At 68.2% G+C, this 13,288-nt stretch carries 13 protein-coding genes and 2 pseudogenes; 5 read left to right on the forward strand and 10 right to left on the reverse strand.

The genetic code is table 11. The annotated features are described in order from the left end of the window. Nucleotides 1–592 (reverse strand): endo-1,4-beta-xylanase (locus FH610_RS42075; RefSeq protein ID WP_139580839.1); only part of this gene is annotated, 592 nt, incomplete at its 3' end. A 644-nt stretch (nucleotides 593–1,236) separates the two neighbouring features. On the opposite strand from FH610_RS42075, the gene FH610_RS42080 reads away from it, so the two are divergent. Then, complete coding sequence (locus FH610_RS42080) at nucleotides 1,237–2,535, forward strand: TIGR04013 family B12-binding domain/radical SAM domain-containing protein (RefSeq protein ID WP_240809521.1); 1,299 nt, start codon at nucleotides 1,237–1,239, stop codon at nucleotides 2,533–2,535. Between the two features lie 92 nt (nucleotides 2,536–2,627). On the opposite strand, the gene FH610_RS42085 is transcribed toward FH610_RS42080, so the two are convergent. The 7 genes and pseudogenes from FH610_RS42085 to FH610_RS42115 all read right to left on the reverse strand — a co-directional run. Further along, complete coding sequence (locus tag FH610_RS42085; protein ID WP_139580841.1) at nucleotides 2,628–3,602, reverse strand: aldo/keto reductase; 975 nt, start codon at nucleotides 3,600–3,602, stop codon at nucleotides 2,628–2,630. A 121-nt stretch (nucleotides 3,603–3,723) separates the two neighbouring features. Further along, nucleotides 3,724–5,064: a cytochrome P450 gene (locus tag FH610_RS42090; RefSeq protein WP_240809522.1), complete on the reverse strand. Its 1,341-nt coding sequence runs from the start codon at nucleotides 5,062–5,064 to the stop codon at nucleotides 3,724–3,726. Then, nucleotides 5,061–5,660: a GTP-binding protein gene (locus tag FH610_RS42095; RefSeq protein WP_205826454.1), complete on the reverse strand. Its 600-nt coding sequence runs from the start codon at nucleotides 5,658–5,660 to the stop codon at nucleotides 5,061–5,063. Before FH610_RS42095 ends, FH610_RS42090 begins: the two co-directional genes overlap by 4 nt. A gap of 4 nt (nucleotides 5,661–5,664) precedes the next feature. Continuing rightward, complete coding sequence (locus FH610_RS42100) at nucleotides 5,665–6,021, reverse strand: DUF742 domain-containing protein (RefSeq protein WP_117409594.1); 357 nt, start codon at nucleotides 6,019–6,021, stop codon at nucleotides 5,665–5,667. Beyond that, complete coding sequence (locus FH610_RS42105; protein ID WP_139580843.1) at nucleotides 6,018–6,452, reverse strand: roadblock/LC7 domain-containing protein; 435 nt, start codon at nucleotides 6,450–6,452, stop codon at nucleotides 6,018–6,020. Before FH610_RS42105 ends, FH610_RS42100 begins: the two co-directional genes overlap by 4 nt. Nucleotides 6,453–6,544: 92 nt before the next feature. Then, complete coding sequence (locus FH610_RS42110) at nucleotides 6,545–8,116, reverse strand: sensor histidine kinase (RefSeq protein ID WP_240809523.1); 1,572 nt, start codon at nucleotides 8,114–8,116, stop codon at nucleotides 6,545–6,547. A 585-nt stretch (nucleotides 8,117–8,701) separates the two neighbouring features. Further along, nucleotides 8,702–9,045: pseudogene (locus FH610_RS42115) on the reverse strand (aldo/keto reductase); the annotation flags it as partial. 101 nt (nucleotides 9,046–9,146) lie between these two features. Between FH610_RS42115 and FH610_RS42120 the strand changes: the two are divergent. Continuing rightward, nucleotides 9,147–9,776, forward strand: coding sequence for a hypothetical protein (locus FH610_RS42120; RefSeq protein ID WP_139580845.1), 630 nt, complete (start codon nucleotides 9,147–9,149; stop codon nucleotides 9,774–9,776). 76 nt (nucleotides 9,777–9,852) lie between these two features. On the opposite strand, the pseudogene FH610_RS42125 reads toward FH610_RS42120, so the two are convergent. After that, a pseudogene (locus FH610_RS42125) lies at nucleotides 9,853–10,212 on the reverse strand (IS701 family transposase); the annotation flags it as partial. Nucleotides 10,213–10,500: 288 nt separating this feature from the next. Between FH610_RS42125 and FH610_RS42130 the strand changes: the two are divergent. Beyond that, a complete protein-coding gene (locus FH610_RS42130) occupies nucleotides 10,501–10,833 on the forward strand; it encodes a type II toxin-antitoxin system PemK/MazF family toxin (RefSeq protein WP_139580846.1) in 333 nt (110 codons plus the stop codon). Between the two features lie 498 nt (nucleotides 10,834–11,331). Here FH610_RS42130 and FH610_RS42135 read toward each other — a convergent pair whose 3' ends face one another. Then, nucleotides 11,332–11,805: an RrF2 family transcriptional regulator gene (locus FH610_RS42135; RefSeq protein WP_139580847.1), complete on the reverse strand. Its 474-nt coding sequence runs from the start codon at nucleotides 11,803–11,805 to the stop codon at nucleotides 11,332–11,334. A 79-nt stretch (nucleotides 11,806–11,884) separates the two neighbouring features. Between FH610_RS42135 and FH610_RS42140 the strand changes: the two genes are divergently transcribed. Continuing rightward, entirely contained in the window at nucleotides 11,885–12,634 is a 750-nt protein-coding gene (locus FH610_RS42140; RefSeq protein ID WP_139580848.1) for an SDR family oxidoreductase, read from the forward strand. Between the two features lie 57 nt (nucleotides 12,635–12,691). Further along, complete coding sequence (locus tag FH610_RS42145) at nucleotides 12,692–13,159, forward strand: carboxymuconolactone decarboxylase family protein (RefSeq protein WP_139580849.1); 468 nt, start codon at nucleotides 12,692–12,694, stop codon at nucleotides 13,157–13,159. Nucleotides 13,160–13,288: the final 129 nt, after the last annotated feature.

Genomic DNA, 13,288 nt, shown 5'->3' on the forward strand with positions numbered 1-13,288 from the left:
GCGCGGTGCGGAAGGCGACCTCGATCCAGTCGTTGCCGGTGCGCTGCAGGTTGGAGTCGCGCCGGCCGCCGGTGCTGTCGTCGAAGGCCTCGTTGACGACGTCCCAGTAGGGGATCTTGCCCTTGTAGTGGGCCATCACGCCGTTGATGTGGTTGATCATCGCCTGGCGCAGCGCGCTGCCCGACAGGGACTGCATCCAGCCGGGCTGCTGGGAGTACCAGGCCAGCGTGTGCCCGCGCACTTGCTTACCGTTCTGCACCGCCCAGTTGTAGATCCGGTCGGCGTTGGTGAAGTTGAACTGGTTCTGGTTCGGCTCGGTGGCGTCGATCTTCATTTCGTTCTCGGCCGTCACCATGTTGAACTCACGGCTCGCGATGCCGGTGTAGTTCCCGTCGCCGAGTTTGCCGCTGGCGATGGCGGTGCCGAAGTAGCGGCCGGTCTGAGCGGCAGCTGCGCCGAGCGTGCTCGCCGCGGCGTCGGCGGGGACCGTCACCGCCACCACCGCGGTGGCCGCGGTGAGTACGCCGAGAGCGCCGGCGACCAGAGCCCGGCGCATCCGGGTTCCGGGCGGGGACATGACGTTTTCGCCCATGTCTGAGCCTCCATAACTGAATCACCAAGGGGGAACGTGCAAGTTCCCGTGAGAACGACGCCGCGCCTCGTCGCTTGAGGACGCACACCACCAGGGCGTCGTGATCGGCGGCCCCCTGCACGTGCACCACCACCCGGAGCGGGGGACCGCCTCGGAGGATCAGTGTGGAAACCTCCCCGAAACTTGTCAAGGCTTCTACGGAAACTTTCGGGCTACCTGGCCAAGGTGTGTGTGCAAAATCGGTTAAGTAGGCGGCATCTGCGGTCCGAAAGTTTCGGTGACCTTAGGCATGGCGGGAGAGAGGTAATGAAAGTTTCAACATAAGCCTCTCGCCGGTCTCGTGGGTCGTCGCGATAACGCCCAGTCAGGCCCCACCCAGACCCCTGACAGCGACGCGAACGCAAATCAAGGCCCTTGACAAGGGTTCTCCGCCTCGTATTGGCTCCGCCCCACACCACCTCCAACCACCCGATGGAGAGGAGAGCCGATCGGAAGACGCACTGTGAACGCTCACGGCCATCGACGACGGCCGCTTGCCGCCGCCCCGGTCGTCCGCCGGCTCGGAAGACGCCCGGCCGATGTGCGGCACCTCGATCACCGATCGGCGGTGCGGGAGAGGAAGGCGATGGCACTACCCTGCCAGGGTGAGCGTGGAAGTGTCCGTGGTTGTCCGCTATCGCAAGGCCGTGACGTACGGCGTGAACGCGCTGCTCGGCGCGCTCGAGACCGCGAAGGCCGAGTGCGATCTGCGGCTCGGGACCACCCCCGAGGAAACCGCGGAGCACATCGCGGCCAGCCCCGCGGACCGTGTCCTGGTCCTCTGGTCGTTCTACTCGCCGGACGCCGAGGCGATGGCCGCCGAGCTGGCCACCGTACGGGCCCTGGCCGACGACCCCCGCGTCCTGCACATCGCCGGCGGCGTGCACGCCACCGCCGAGCCGCAGCAGGTCATCGACGCCGGCTGGGACCTCGCCGCGATCGGCGAGGGGGAGCCGACGATCGTCGCCCTGGTCGAGGCGCTGCGCGCGGACCGGCCGCTCACCACCGTCCCCGGGCTGGCGGTGCGCGACGGCGACGGCATGGCGCTGCGCACGCCACCGGCCCCGCAGTTGCCGCTGGACGTCTTCCCGTCCTTCCCCGACCGGCGCCGCCACTTCGGGCCCATCGAGATCACGAGGGGCTGCGCCTACACGTGCCGCTTCTGCCAGACGCCCTTCATGTTCGGCGGCAGATTCCGGCACCGCAGCGTGGACAGCGTGCGCGAGCACGTCCGCCGGATGGCCGCCCACGGCCTGCGCGACGTCCGTTTCATCACCCCCACCTCCCTCTCGTACGGCACGCAGGGGCCGGAGCCGGCGCTGGACGCCGTGGAGGAGCTGCTGGCGGGCGTGAAAGAGGAACTGCCGGCGAACGGGCGGGTGTTCTTCGGCAGTTTCCCCTCGGAGATCCGTCCCGAGCACGTGACGCCGGAGGCGATGCGGCTCCTCAAGCGTCACGTGGCGAACGACAACATCATCATCGGCGCGCAGTCGGGCTCCGACCGCGTGCTGGCCGCGGCCGGTCGCGGCCACGGCAGCGCACCGGTGCGCGACGCCGTGCGGATCGCCGTGGAACACGGCTTCCGCCCGAACGTCGACTTCATCTTCGGACTGCCCGGCGAGTCATCCGAGGACCAGGACGCGTCCCTGCGGCTCGCCGCGGACCTCGCGGATCTCGGGGCGCGCATCCACACCCACACGTTCATGCCGCTGCCCGGCACGCCGTGGCGGGACGCCGAGCCCGCGTTCATCCCGCTGGCCACGATGCGTGAGCTGGACCGGCTCGCGCAGCGCGGCGACGCCTACGGGCACTGGCGCAAGCAGGCCGAGCACGCGGCGCGGCTGGCGGAGACGGCGAAGGCCTACCCGCGCCGCGCCCGGCGCCGCCGCACCACCGACGGCTGACGTCCCCGCCCTGACGTTCCCGCCCTGACTGCCCGCCGTGGGACCTCGCCCGCCGAGCCCTTCCCGGGCCCGGCGGGCGTGGGGCCTCTCGATCAGAACTGCTGCGGCCGGGCCTGGTACGGCTCCTCGAGGAAGGCGATCTCCTTCTCGCTGAGCTTCAGCTCGACCGCGGCGAGCGCGTCGTCCACGTGGTGCTCCTTGGTCGCCCCGACGATCGGCGCGGTCACAGCCGGGCGGCTGAGCAACCACGCCAGGGAGAGGGTCGCGGGGGAGACGCCCCGCTCCTCGGCGGTGCGGGCCACCCGCTCCAGGATCGCCTCGTCGGCGTGCCCGCCGTACAGCTGCTCCTGCCTGGCGCCGTCGCCGACCTGCCGGACGGTGTCGGCCGGCTTGCCCGCGCGGGCGAGCAGGCCGCGCGCGAGCGGGCTCCACGGGATGAGCCCCACCCCCTGGTCGAGGCACTGCGGGATCATCTCCCGCTCCTCCTCGCGGTGCAGCAGGTTGTAGTGGTTCTGCATCGAGACGAACCGGGTCCAGCCGTGCCTGTCGGCGGCGTGCTGGGCCTTGGCGAACTGCCACGCCCACATGCTGGAGGCGCCGATGTAGCGGGCCTTGCCGGCCCGGACGATGTCGTTGAGCGCCTCCATGGTCTCCTCGATCGGCGTCTCGTCGTCCCACCGGTGGATCTGGTAGAGGTCGACGTAGTCGGTGCCGAGGCGGGCTAGAGAGGCGTCGATGGCCGACATGACGTGCTTGCGGGACAGGCCGTAGTCGTTCCTGCCCTCGCCCATCGGGAAGTAGACCTTGGTGGCCAGCACGTAGTCGTCGCGCCGGGGGAAGATCTTGCGCAGCAGCCGCCCGGTGACCTCCTCGCTGACGCCTCCCGAGTAGACGTCGGCGGTGTCGAAGAAGGTCACGCCGCCCTCGGCCGCCTTGCGCACGATGGGCTCGGCCTGCTCCTCGTCCAGGACCCAGCCGCCCCACTTGGCCGGTTCGCCGTAGCTCATCATGCCGAGGCAGATCCTGCTGACCTTCATCCCGGTGGTGCCAAGTCGTCTGTATTCCATGGCAGCACCCTATTCACCCCAACTCACCGTCAGCGCGGCAGCGGTGGCTCGAGCATCTGCTCTCCCTGTCCGCCACGGGCTTCGCCGCGCATCGGGCGCCGGACTCCGCTCCGGCCTGACCTCACCTGGGGGCGTTCCAGGTGTTCGACGGGGCCTGGCCGGTCGGCACGGTCGGGCTGAACCGTACGGGCAGGGCCTCCAGGCTGCGAACCCACAGCGAAGGGCGCCAGCGCAGCGCGTCAGGTTTCACGGCGAGGTAGACGTCGGGCAGCCGGTCGAGGAGGACCTCCACGGACGTCTTGGCGATGATCCCGCCGAGCTCGGGCGCGGGGAAGGGGCAACCGTACTCGCCGTGGCCGAAGGCGAGGTGCGCCCGGTTGGCGCCGGAGCCGGCATGGGCGGCCGGTTGCACCTGCGGATCGGCGTTGGCCGCGGCGACACCGAGCACCAGCATGTCGCCCCGGCGGATGTGCCGCCCGGCCAGCTCGCAGTTCTGCACGGCCCAGCGTGTGGGCATGTTCGGCGTGGGCGGGTCCTTCCACAGCACATCGTTCAGCGCCTCGCCGACGCTGCTGCGGCCGCCTTGCAGGCTCATCGAGAAGTGGTCGTCCATCAGCATCAGCCGCAGGGTGCTGCCGATCCAGTTGGAGCAGTTGTCATGGGAGGAGATCAACGTCATGATCAGGTCCTGGATGAACTCCTCGTCGGTGAGCCGCGCGGGGTGTGCCAGCATGTGCGAGGTGAGGTCGTGGCCCGGCAGGGCGCGCTTGTCGGCGATGAGCCGGCTCACCTTGTCCAGCATCCGGGGAATCGCCGAGGGGGCCTCCTCGCTCCCGCTCAGCACGTGGTTGACGTCCTCGACCAGCTCCGGCAGGTCGGTCTCCGCCAGCCCGAACAGCCGGGTGATGACCTGAGCCGGAATCCGGTCGGCGTACCGGGAGATCAGGTCGGTCTGGCCGTCCCCGGAGAACTCGTCGATCGCGTGGTCGGCGATCTGCTCGCTGATCAGGGCGAGCTCGGTGCGGTCGACGCTGTCCAGCGCGTCGCTGATGGCGCCGATCCGCCGCTGGTGCTCGGCCCCCTCGGTGAACATCACGGACGGTTGCCATGTCACGTACGGGCGCGCCGGCCAGTCAGGGGGGAGGTGGTCCTGCAGGTTCCAGCGCCTGGGGTCGCGGCTGAACAACTGCGGCTGGCTGGTGACATGGTGCAGCTCGCGATAACCGATCACGTACCAGACGGGCATGCCGTCGAGGAGAACGGGGACGACGGGGCCGTGCTCGCGGCGCATCTCCTGGAACAGCGCGGTCGGGTCGTCGCCGATCAGTGACGCGTGCAGTCGTACGGCATCGGCGTGGTCGGCGTATCCCTCCAGCGGCTCCCGTCTCCGCTCGGGATACTGCGATGCGGGCGAGACGGCGGACGGGTCTGTGGAGTCGGGCAGGGGAGGGGAGTTCGTCACGGCGTGCTCTCTCGGGCGGGCAACTGGTCGTAGGTGCGGGTGAGGTGCTCGATGAGCGTGATCAGCACGTGCTTGGATGAGGACCGCTCTCTCGCGTCGCAGTCGACGAGTGGGACCTCGGGCGACAGCGCCAGCGCCTCGCGCACCGAATCCAGGGTGGGCCCGTCGGTGAAGCGGTTGACCGCGACGACGAACGGGGTCTGGTGGTGCTCCAGCCGGTCGATGGAGTACCAGGAATCCTCCAGACGGCGGGCGTCCACCAGGACGACCGCGCCCAGGCTGCCGGCGAACAACTGGTCCCACACGTACCAGAACCGCTGCTGACCGGGCGCGCCGAACAGGTAGAGCACCTTGCTCGCGTTCAGCGTGATCCGGCCGAAGTCGAAGGCCACCGTGGTGGTCGTCTTGGTCCGTACCCGGCTGGCGTCGTCGATGCCCACGCTCGCCTGGGTCATGACCTCCTCGGTGCTCAGCGGGCGGATCTCGCTCACCGAGCCGACCATGGTCGTCTTTCCCGCCCCGAACCCTCCGACGATCACGATTTTCAGGGCGTCCGCGGCGGTCGTGCGTAGCGGCGTTCGCGTGGTGGCCGCCATCTGGTCAGAGGTTGTGGAGCGCAACGAGCACCTGCCTCAGGATTTCGGGATCCGGTCGTCCGGCCTGTGCGGCGATCGACGGATGACGGACGGTGATGCGACCGGTGTCCAGCAGGTCGCACAGCAGGATCTTCACCACGCTGACCGGCAGTCGCAGTTCCGCCGAGATCTCCACCACCGCCGTCGGCCGCTGGGCCATCCGCAGGATCTTGATGTGCTCGGACTGCATACCGGGGGTGGGGGCGCATTCGCTGACGATGAGGGAGACGGAGTCGAAGGTCTTCTCATCGGCGCTGGTACGCCCACCGGTGACGGTGTAGAGCCGGTCAGGGTCTTCTTGGTCGATGGCTCGCCGTGTCATCGGCGGTCGTCGCTATTGTCCGTCTGCCGCGGTGCCGCAGTGAGGTACACCCCGATCTGCTCCACCAGTTCGTTCATGTTGTGCGCGATAAGCCCCACTTCGCCGTCCTCCTCGGCCACCACGGCCAGGTGGGCGCCGTCCCCGGCCGGCACGATGAGCAGCAGTCCGCCGGCGAACTCCACCATCGCCTGCCCCGCCCCGATGCCGTCCCCGAACTCGGCGGAGGCGCTCAGCGAGAGGCTCTGGATCCCGGCGGCCAGGGCGGAGAGCTGGTCGGCCCCGTCCAGGCCGAGGCCGGCGGTGAAGGACATCTTCAGGCCGTCCCTGGTCAGCACCAGCACATGCCTGATCCCCGGGGTCTTCTCCTTGAGGTTCTCCAGCAGCCAGTCGAAGTCACGATCGGTGGTGTGCGAAGCGTCGGTTGTGCTCATAGAAACGACGGGGTGCCCCTTCGGCGCGGGAGGGACGCCCCCTGCCTCCTCATCTGTGGATCCAAGAATGTCCGGTGGTCGGCGGACGCGTGTCAAGAGTCGCCCGGGGCCGGGGGAGGGGCTGAAGAGGAAGTACGCCCACGGCCGCCGGCTTGGCGGAACGCGGCGAACCTCGCAGCCGAGTCAGGCCCCTCGCGCGGGGGCTTGGCCGGCGATGCCTGCCGCGCCCTGGTCGCCTCGGCCAGCGTCTGCCCCCGGCGCCGCCTGGGCAGCAGATCTTCGGACTCGTCGGCCGGCCCCTCCTGCGCGGGTACGGCCGGTGCCTGTACGGCGGCCTGCATGGCGGGCTGCATGGGATGGCGGACCGACGCCTCGGCGTCGGGCGGCACGGTGGCCGACAGGGGCTGCGTGATCAGCAGACGCGGGATCAGCATCACGACCCCCGTGCCACCGCGGGCGGACGACCGGAAGCTGACCGTCAGGCCGTACTTGTCGACCAGGCGTCCCACGACCGCCAGGCCCAGCCGGGTACCGGACAGCGTCCGCAGGTCGAGCGGCTCGGACACGAGCCTGGTGGCGTGCTGCCGCTCGCGCGGGCGCATCCCCAGGCCGCTGTCCTCGATCGTGATCACGACGCCGGCGTCCTCCTCGTCCACGTACACGTGGACCTCGGTGCCGTGCGCCGAGAACGTGGCGGCGTTGTCCATAACCTCGGCCAGCGCGTGCATCACGCCCTCGGCCGCGTACCCCGCGACGGCGACGGTGCTGGTGGAGTGCAGCCGGATGCGCCGGTAGGCGCTGATGCGGCCCATCGCGCCGCGCAGGACGCTCTCCATGACGATCGGCCGGGTCCATCGCCGCCCGGAACGGCCGCCGCTCAGCAACGCGATGTTGTCCGCCAGCCGGCTCATCTGGGAGACACGGTGGTCCAGGTCCAGCAGGTCGGCGAACACCTCCTCATGCTCGCCGTACTGCTCCTCCAGTTCGCGCAGCCGGGCGAGCAGGCTGGTGGCCTGTGCCTGCACCCGGGCCGCGGCCCCGGCGCACGCCGCCATCACGGCGGTGCCCCTGCGCTCGCTCTCGGAGAGCTGCCGCGCCGTCTCGCGCAGCAGGTCGCGTAGCGGCTCCTGCCCCGGCTGGCGTATCTCGGCCAGTGCGGCGCTCACCGACATCCGGTCCGTCTGGATCCGCCGGAACAGCTCCGGCAGCGCGTCGTCGATCAGCCGGGAGATCTCGCCCTCGGTCGCATCGCGGGACATCCGGGCGGCGGCGCGCTCCCGTTCGAGCAGTTCGAGCTCGTGCCCGGCCGCTTCGAGCAGGTGCCGCAGCGGGCCGTCCGGAGGCTGCGGTATCTGGGAGAGTGCGTCGGCGATCGAGGCGCCGTCCCGCACCTGACGTCCCAGCGAGGGCAGCGACTCCTCGGCTACTCGCAGCGTTTCCCGCTCCAGCCAGGTGAACCGCGCGCCGGCCCACTCGGCCCGCTCACGTAGCCGGCGACCGGTGCCGGAGTAGTGGACAGCGGCCGCGACGGCGCCGGCCAGGAGTACGGCCGAGACCCCGCCGACGAGCGCCATCAGCTCTCTGGCCTCATAAGGGGCGGCGGACATCGCCCACAACCACACGCAGGCCGTAATGATCATGGTGCCGAGAAAGGCGAGGACCACCAGTTCCCTCGGTGAAAACCTTCTCCGTGCCCGGTGGGGTACATCTACTGACATCAGCGTCCTCGGGGTGGCGGCAGAGCATGACAAGGCCGCGTCGAACCTGCTGTTCTCCCTGTAAGACGGGACGGCCATGCGGTGCCGTCTCACAGCAGAGCGTGAACCGGCACATACCGTAGCACCATGCCTACGGCTGAGAACAGACAGTCACTCTGGGACCATGTGTTTCAGCTCTAATCAACCACGAGTCAACGCATCCATTGACTAATACTCACTTTTTGGGACATTTATGGATTTATGGTGATGATTTCCCGGGGTGGTCGAGGTGCGCGGCCTTGTCGTCCCGATGGGCTGCAAGAAGATCGTCCGGCCGCGCTCGCCCCATGAAGGCCGACTTCGATGAGCACGTCGGATAGGGACCCGCGTCGACGAGGAAGCCGATGAGCTTCACGTCGGCCACCTTGACCTCGGTGGAGCCGCCGCCCGGGATTGATCGTCGGCCGGGCCGAGGCCCGGGAGCACCGTGTTCGCGCTAGTCACGTTGATCGGATGGGCAACTCAACAGGCCTTGGCGAACTGCCACGCCTACATGCTGGAGGCGCCGATGTAGCGGGCCTTGCCGGCGCGGACGATGTCGTGGAGGGCCTCCATGGTCTCCTCGATCGGCGTCTCGTCGTCCCACCGGTGGATCTGGTGGAGGTCGACGTAGTCGGTGCCGAGGCGGGCTAGAGAGGCGTCGATGGCCGACATGACGTGCTTGCGGGACAGGCCGTAGTCGTTCCTGCCCTCGCCCATCGGGAAGTAGACCTTGGTGGCCAGCACATAGTCGTCCAGACCCAGCCGCCCCACTTGGCCGGTTCGCCGTAGCTCATCATGCCCAGGCAGATCCTGCTGACCTTCATACCGGTGGTGCCAAGTCGTCGATACTCCATGGCAGTACCCCATTTGCCCCATCACTTCGCCGGGCGGGACGGGTGCCCGCCCGTGCGCGGAGCGGGGTGGGCCGACCAAGGGGGCAGGGACGGCCGGGACGGTGGAATCGAATTGGGAAGCGCCTGATTGCTTCCATAATCGGGAGTCTTGCGCCTTTCGTCATGGCCTGACATTGCTCTGGCAGCATCTGATGGCGTTTCTCCCGGGATCGGCGCCAGGCTGGTTCTCCGGAATCGGACCCTTCATAAAAAAGTGGACATCGAGGCTGGCCGCAGGCGCCTCTGTCGCACTCGTTGCGACAACGCTCACCAATACGTTGACTACCGGCGCGGCCTATGCCGGACCCAACTGCAGCGGTAGCGCGTGTTCCGAGGTCGGCAACGCCAGCAATGACGGCGTCACGGCAGTGCACAACTGGACGTGCGACTCCGGTACGACCGGCACCGCCAACACGGGGTGCGCGGGAGGCGACTTGTATTACCTCAGCCCGGGTGCGCACACGCCCGCGAATCAGGACTGGGACGTCGTCCGGGTGGACGCCGGTTGGTGCTACAAAATCAAATTCATCAAATGGTGGGGAAAGGTGTTGACCGTGACCTATAACCGGATAGGCCTGTCTTCGCCCACCTACGTCAAGGTGGAAGATGCCAGCTATGCCGAAGTGCAGGCCAGTCCGCTTCCAGCTGTCCTTAGCCTCGTGGTCTCACGTGATGTGATGCCCGAGGGCTGATCAAGAGACTGAGCCGTGCCATGCCGCTTAGTACTCCAGCCGTAGATCGTGATCTTCATGTCTGATTCGCGGCTTGTCAGCGGTAATGGCTGGCCTGGGCTCGGGCCTGGTGGCGGCGGCGCCAGGCGGACCAGCGGAGCCGGTGGGCTGCATCGTGCACGGGCCGGACGATCAGCGTCGTGAACAGTCGCTGGATCTCGTTGCAGCTGAGCGGGATCAGCTCGTCCGGGGCGGGATGGTGGGCGTGTTTGTCGGCGCGGACGACGGCGAGGAAGGCGTGAGCGAGCATGGTCAGGGTGACCCAGCGGGACCCGGAGGTGAAGCGGCGAACCTGGTGCTCGTCCAGTCCAGCCAGGCCCTTTCCGGTCTGGAAGGTTTCCTCCACCCGCCATCTTGACCCGGCGACGCGGACCAGCTTGGTCAGGGGCGCCGGGGCCAGCAGCCCGCGCACGAAGTCCCGCGCCCGCAGGCGTGGTTCGACCCGCGCGAACCTCGCCGCTATCCGGCCCATCAGACCCTCGAACGCCTCCTGCCACCGGGCAGGGTCTACGCTGTGAGTTTCGGCCACCGCATGATCTTCGTTTGTCCACACAGCTCACGATGATCATCGGTGGCCGCAGCCGTCTTCTCACAGGCCCTGACCAGCCAACATCACGATCCGTGCCTGGAGTAGGCGGCGGTCGAAGGGGCGACGCAGGCGCGCCGTCCCGTATCAGGAGGACATATGCGACGTGGCGAAGTCTGGTGGGCAGATTTCAACGAGCAGCGGGCAGTCGTACTGCTGTCGGGAGAAGAGGCATCCGGTTTCTTGGCGATGCAGATCGTCGCTCCCGCGGGCACCGATCTCAGCGGCGTGGCCGTTGAGGTGGCGGTAGGTGCCCCCGAAGGACTGCCTCTCGAAGGCGTCCTGAGAGTCGCACTTCCACGTCCCGACCTCATCCCTTGCACTTGGCTGGTCACCCTGGCCAGGGAAGACCTGATCGGGCAGGCGGGTGTCCTGCCGTCCGCGAAACTCAGCGAGATCGAGGATGCCCTTCGTCTCGGTGGACTCAAGTAGGCAGAGCGGGATGGACGCCGCCGATGGCGCGGCCGGTCTCGTCGAGATGGTCAATGGTGGCCGCGCCATATCAGCGGCGCCCCCACTCACAAGATCACGATCTACGGCTGGAGTACTAAGGTAGTCGGGCTCAGGCCCCTGCCACTCCGGAGGGCGGTTCGAACAACGCGTTGAAGGCAGGATGGACGTCGTCGGCGTCGTCGTACTGCTGGCCTACATGCGTTCAGCCTTTTCCGCTCGCGCATCGTCGGTCTGTGGGTACCGGCCGCATAGGTGGCCGCCACGAGCATGGGAGTCCTGAGTGGTCTCGTGTTCGGCCAGGTCGTAGGGATTCACCGCGGGCTGGTCTTGCTCGAGCGCTGGCTCCTGGCTTGCTCCGGCGAGTAACGTTGAGTTAAGCAAACAAGATCGAGATACACCACTGACGGGACACACTCTCGCTGCTGGCAGTGCCGGAGCCGGATGGGTTCGCGGCCATGTACGGCTCGTCGCCGTTGCTCAGGCGCGCAGCCACTCCCTGGCCCCCGCGAGTATCTCAGGTGGCGTCGTGCGGTTGACGTCGGCGATCAGGTCGGCAATGGTGACCCTGCGTAGCGACTCCCGCCAGACGCGGTCGGCGGAATCCATCGTGCGGGCGATCGGGCAGGGAGTGTCACACCGCTCCGCCGGCACGGCCATCGGGCCCCGCTGACGCACTTCTGTACACCGGAACGCCGGCTCGACGCCGTCGATCGCCTCGACCACGTCCAGCACCGTGATCTCGTTCGCAGCCCGAGTCAGCACATAGCCGCCGGACTGGCCCAGCGTCGAGCGCACAAGGCCTGCGCGGGACAACAGTTGCAGCTGTTTGGCCAGATAGCTCTGCGAGACGTCGTGCAGCTCGGCGAGCTTGGCCGCCGTCACTGGCGCGCCCGCCCCACTGAGCACGACGCAACAGTGCAAGCCCCACTCGACCCCGCCTGACATCTTCATTCGCCCAGCCTACTTGACTCGGACAACTGTTGTCCGAATAGAATCTCGGACAACGGTTATCCGAATTCGGAAGTGGGACATGCGCATCGTCGTTGCCGGGGGAACCGGACTCATCGGGTCGAAAGTCGTCGAGTCGCTGCAGATGCTGGGTCACGACGTCGTTCCGGCCGCGCCGGGAACCGGCGTGGACACGATCAGTGGCCGCGGCGTCGCCGACGCGCTGAAGGGCGCGGACGTGGTCGTCGACGTGACCAATAAAGTGATCTTCGAACCCGAGCCGATCCTCGACTTCTTCACCACCTCCACCCGCACCCTGCTGAACGCCGGGCGGGAAGCCGGGGTGCGGCACCATGTGGTGCTGTCGATCGTCGGTGTAGACCGGCTCTCGCACCCGGGCTACCTTGAGGCCAAGGCCGCGCAGGAAAGGCTCGTCGCCGAGTCGGGCACCCCTTTCACCATCGTGCGGGCGACACAGTTCTTCGAGAACCTGACGGCCATGGGCGCCGGCATGGCCCAGGACGACGTGATCGTGCCACCCACCGCGGACCTTCAGCCGGTCGCTGCGGCCGACGTCGCCGCCGCGCTCGTGGACGTAGCCACCTCCGCCCCGCTCGACGGCGTGGTCGAGGTCGCGGGGCCGGAGCGCGCGGCGTTCGCCCGTTTCATCGGTTCGGCGCTTGCCGCGCGAGGTGATGAGCGCCCCCTCAAGCCGGACGCCGGCGCCGGCTACTTCGGCGTACCGATCGTGCGGGACTCGCTGGTTCCGCTCGGTGTCGCCCGGATCGGGCGCACCACCTTCGACGACTGGTCAGCCACTCAGTCCTCGTGACCCCCGCCAGCACACGCCTGGCTCGACAACGCGATATCCACGCCTGAAGGAGAAATCATGACCACCCACGTGCACAGCGGTGAGCCCCGCCTCGACCTGCGGACGGCCGCCCCAAAGGCCGCCAAGGCGCTGTACGCCGCGGATCAGGCCATTCTCACCTCGCCACTCGATCCGACCATCCGCGAGCTGGTCAAGCTGCGTACTTCGCAGATCAACCACTGCGTGCACTGCATCGACCTGCACAGTCACGATGCGCTGGAGCAGGGCGAATCGCTGAACCGCATCATCCAGCTGTCCGCGTGGCGCGAATCGGCGCTGTTCACCCCGGCGGAACGGGCGGCGCTCGAGTACACCGAGGCCGCAACGACGCTGACCCCGCACGGCGTCAGCGACGAGGTCTGGGCCGGCGTCCGCGACCTCATGACCGACGAGGAACTCGGCGCGCTGGTCGTCCAGGTGGCTCTGATGAACGCCTTCAACCGAGTCGGTGTCCCGCTGCAGATGCCGGCGCAACCTCGCAATTGACTTACTGTGGTTGAACTCGTGATGTCGCCGGGTGGCTTAGGTGGGTCTGATTGTCGGGCCGGTCTCGGCGAGGCGGCCGTCTATGACCAGACCGCTGGCCGCCGCTGATTACCTGGTGCGCTCAGCGCG

Source organism: Microbispora catharanthi (assembly GCF_006334915.2).
In the GTDB taxonomy this organism is placed as follows: domain Bacteria; phylum Actinomycetota; class Actinomycetes; order Streptosporangiales; family Streptosporangiaceae; genus Microbispora; species Microbispora catharanthi.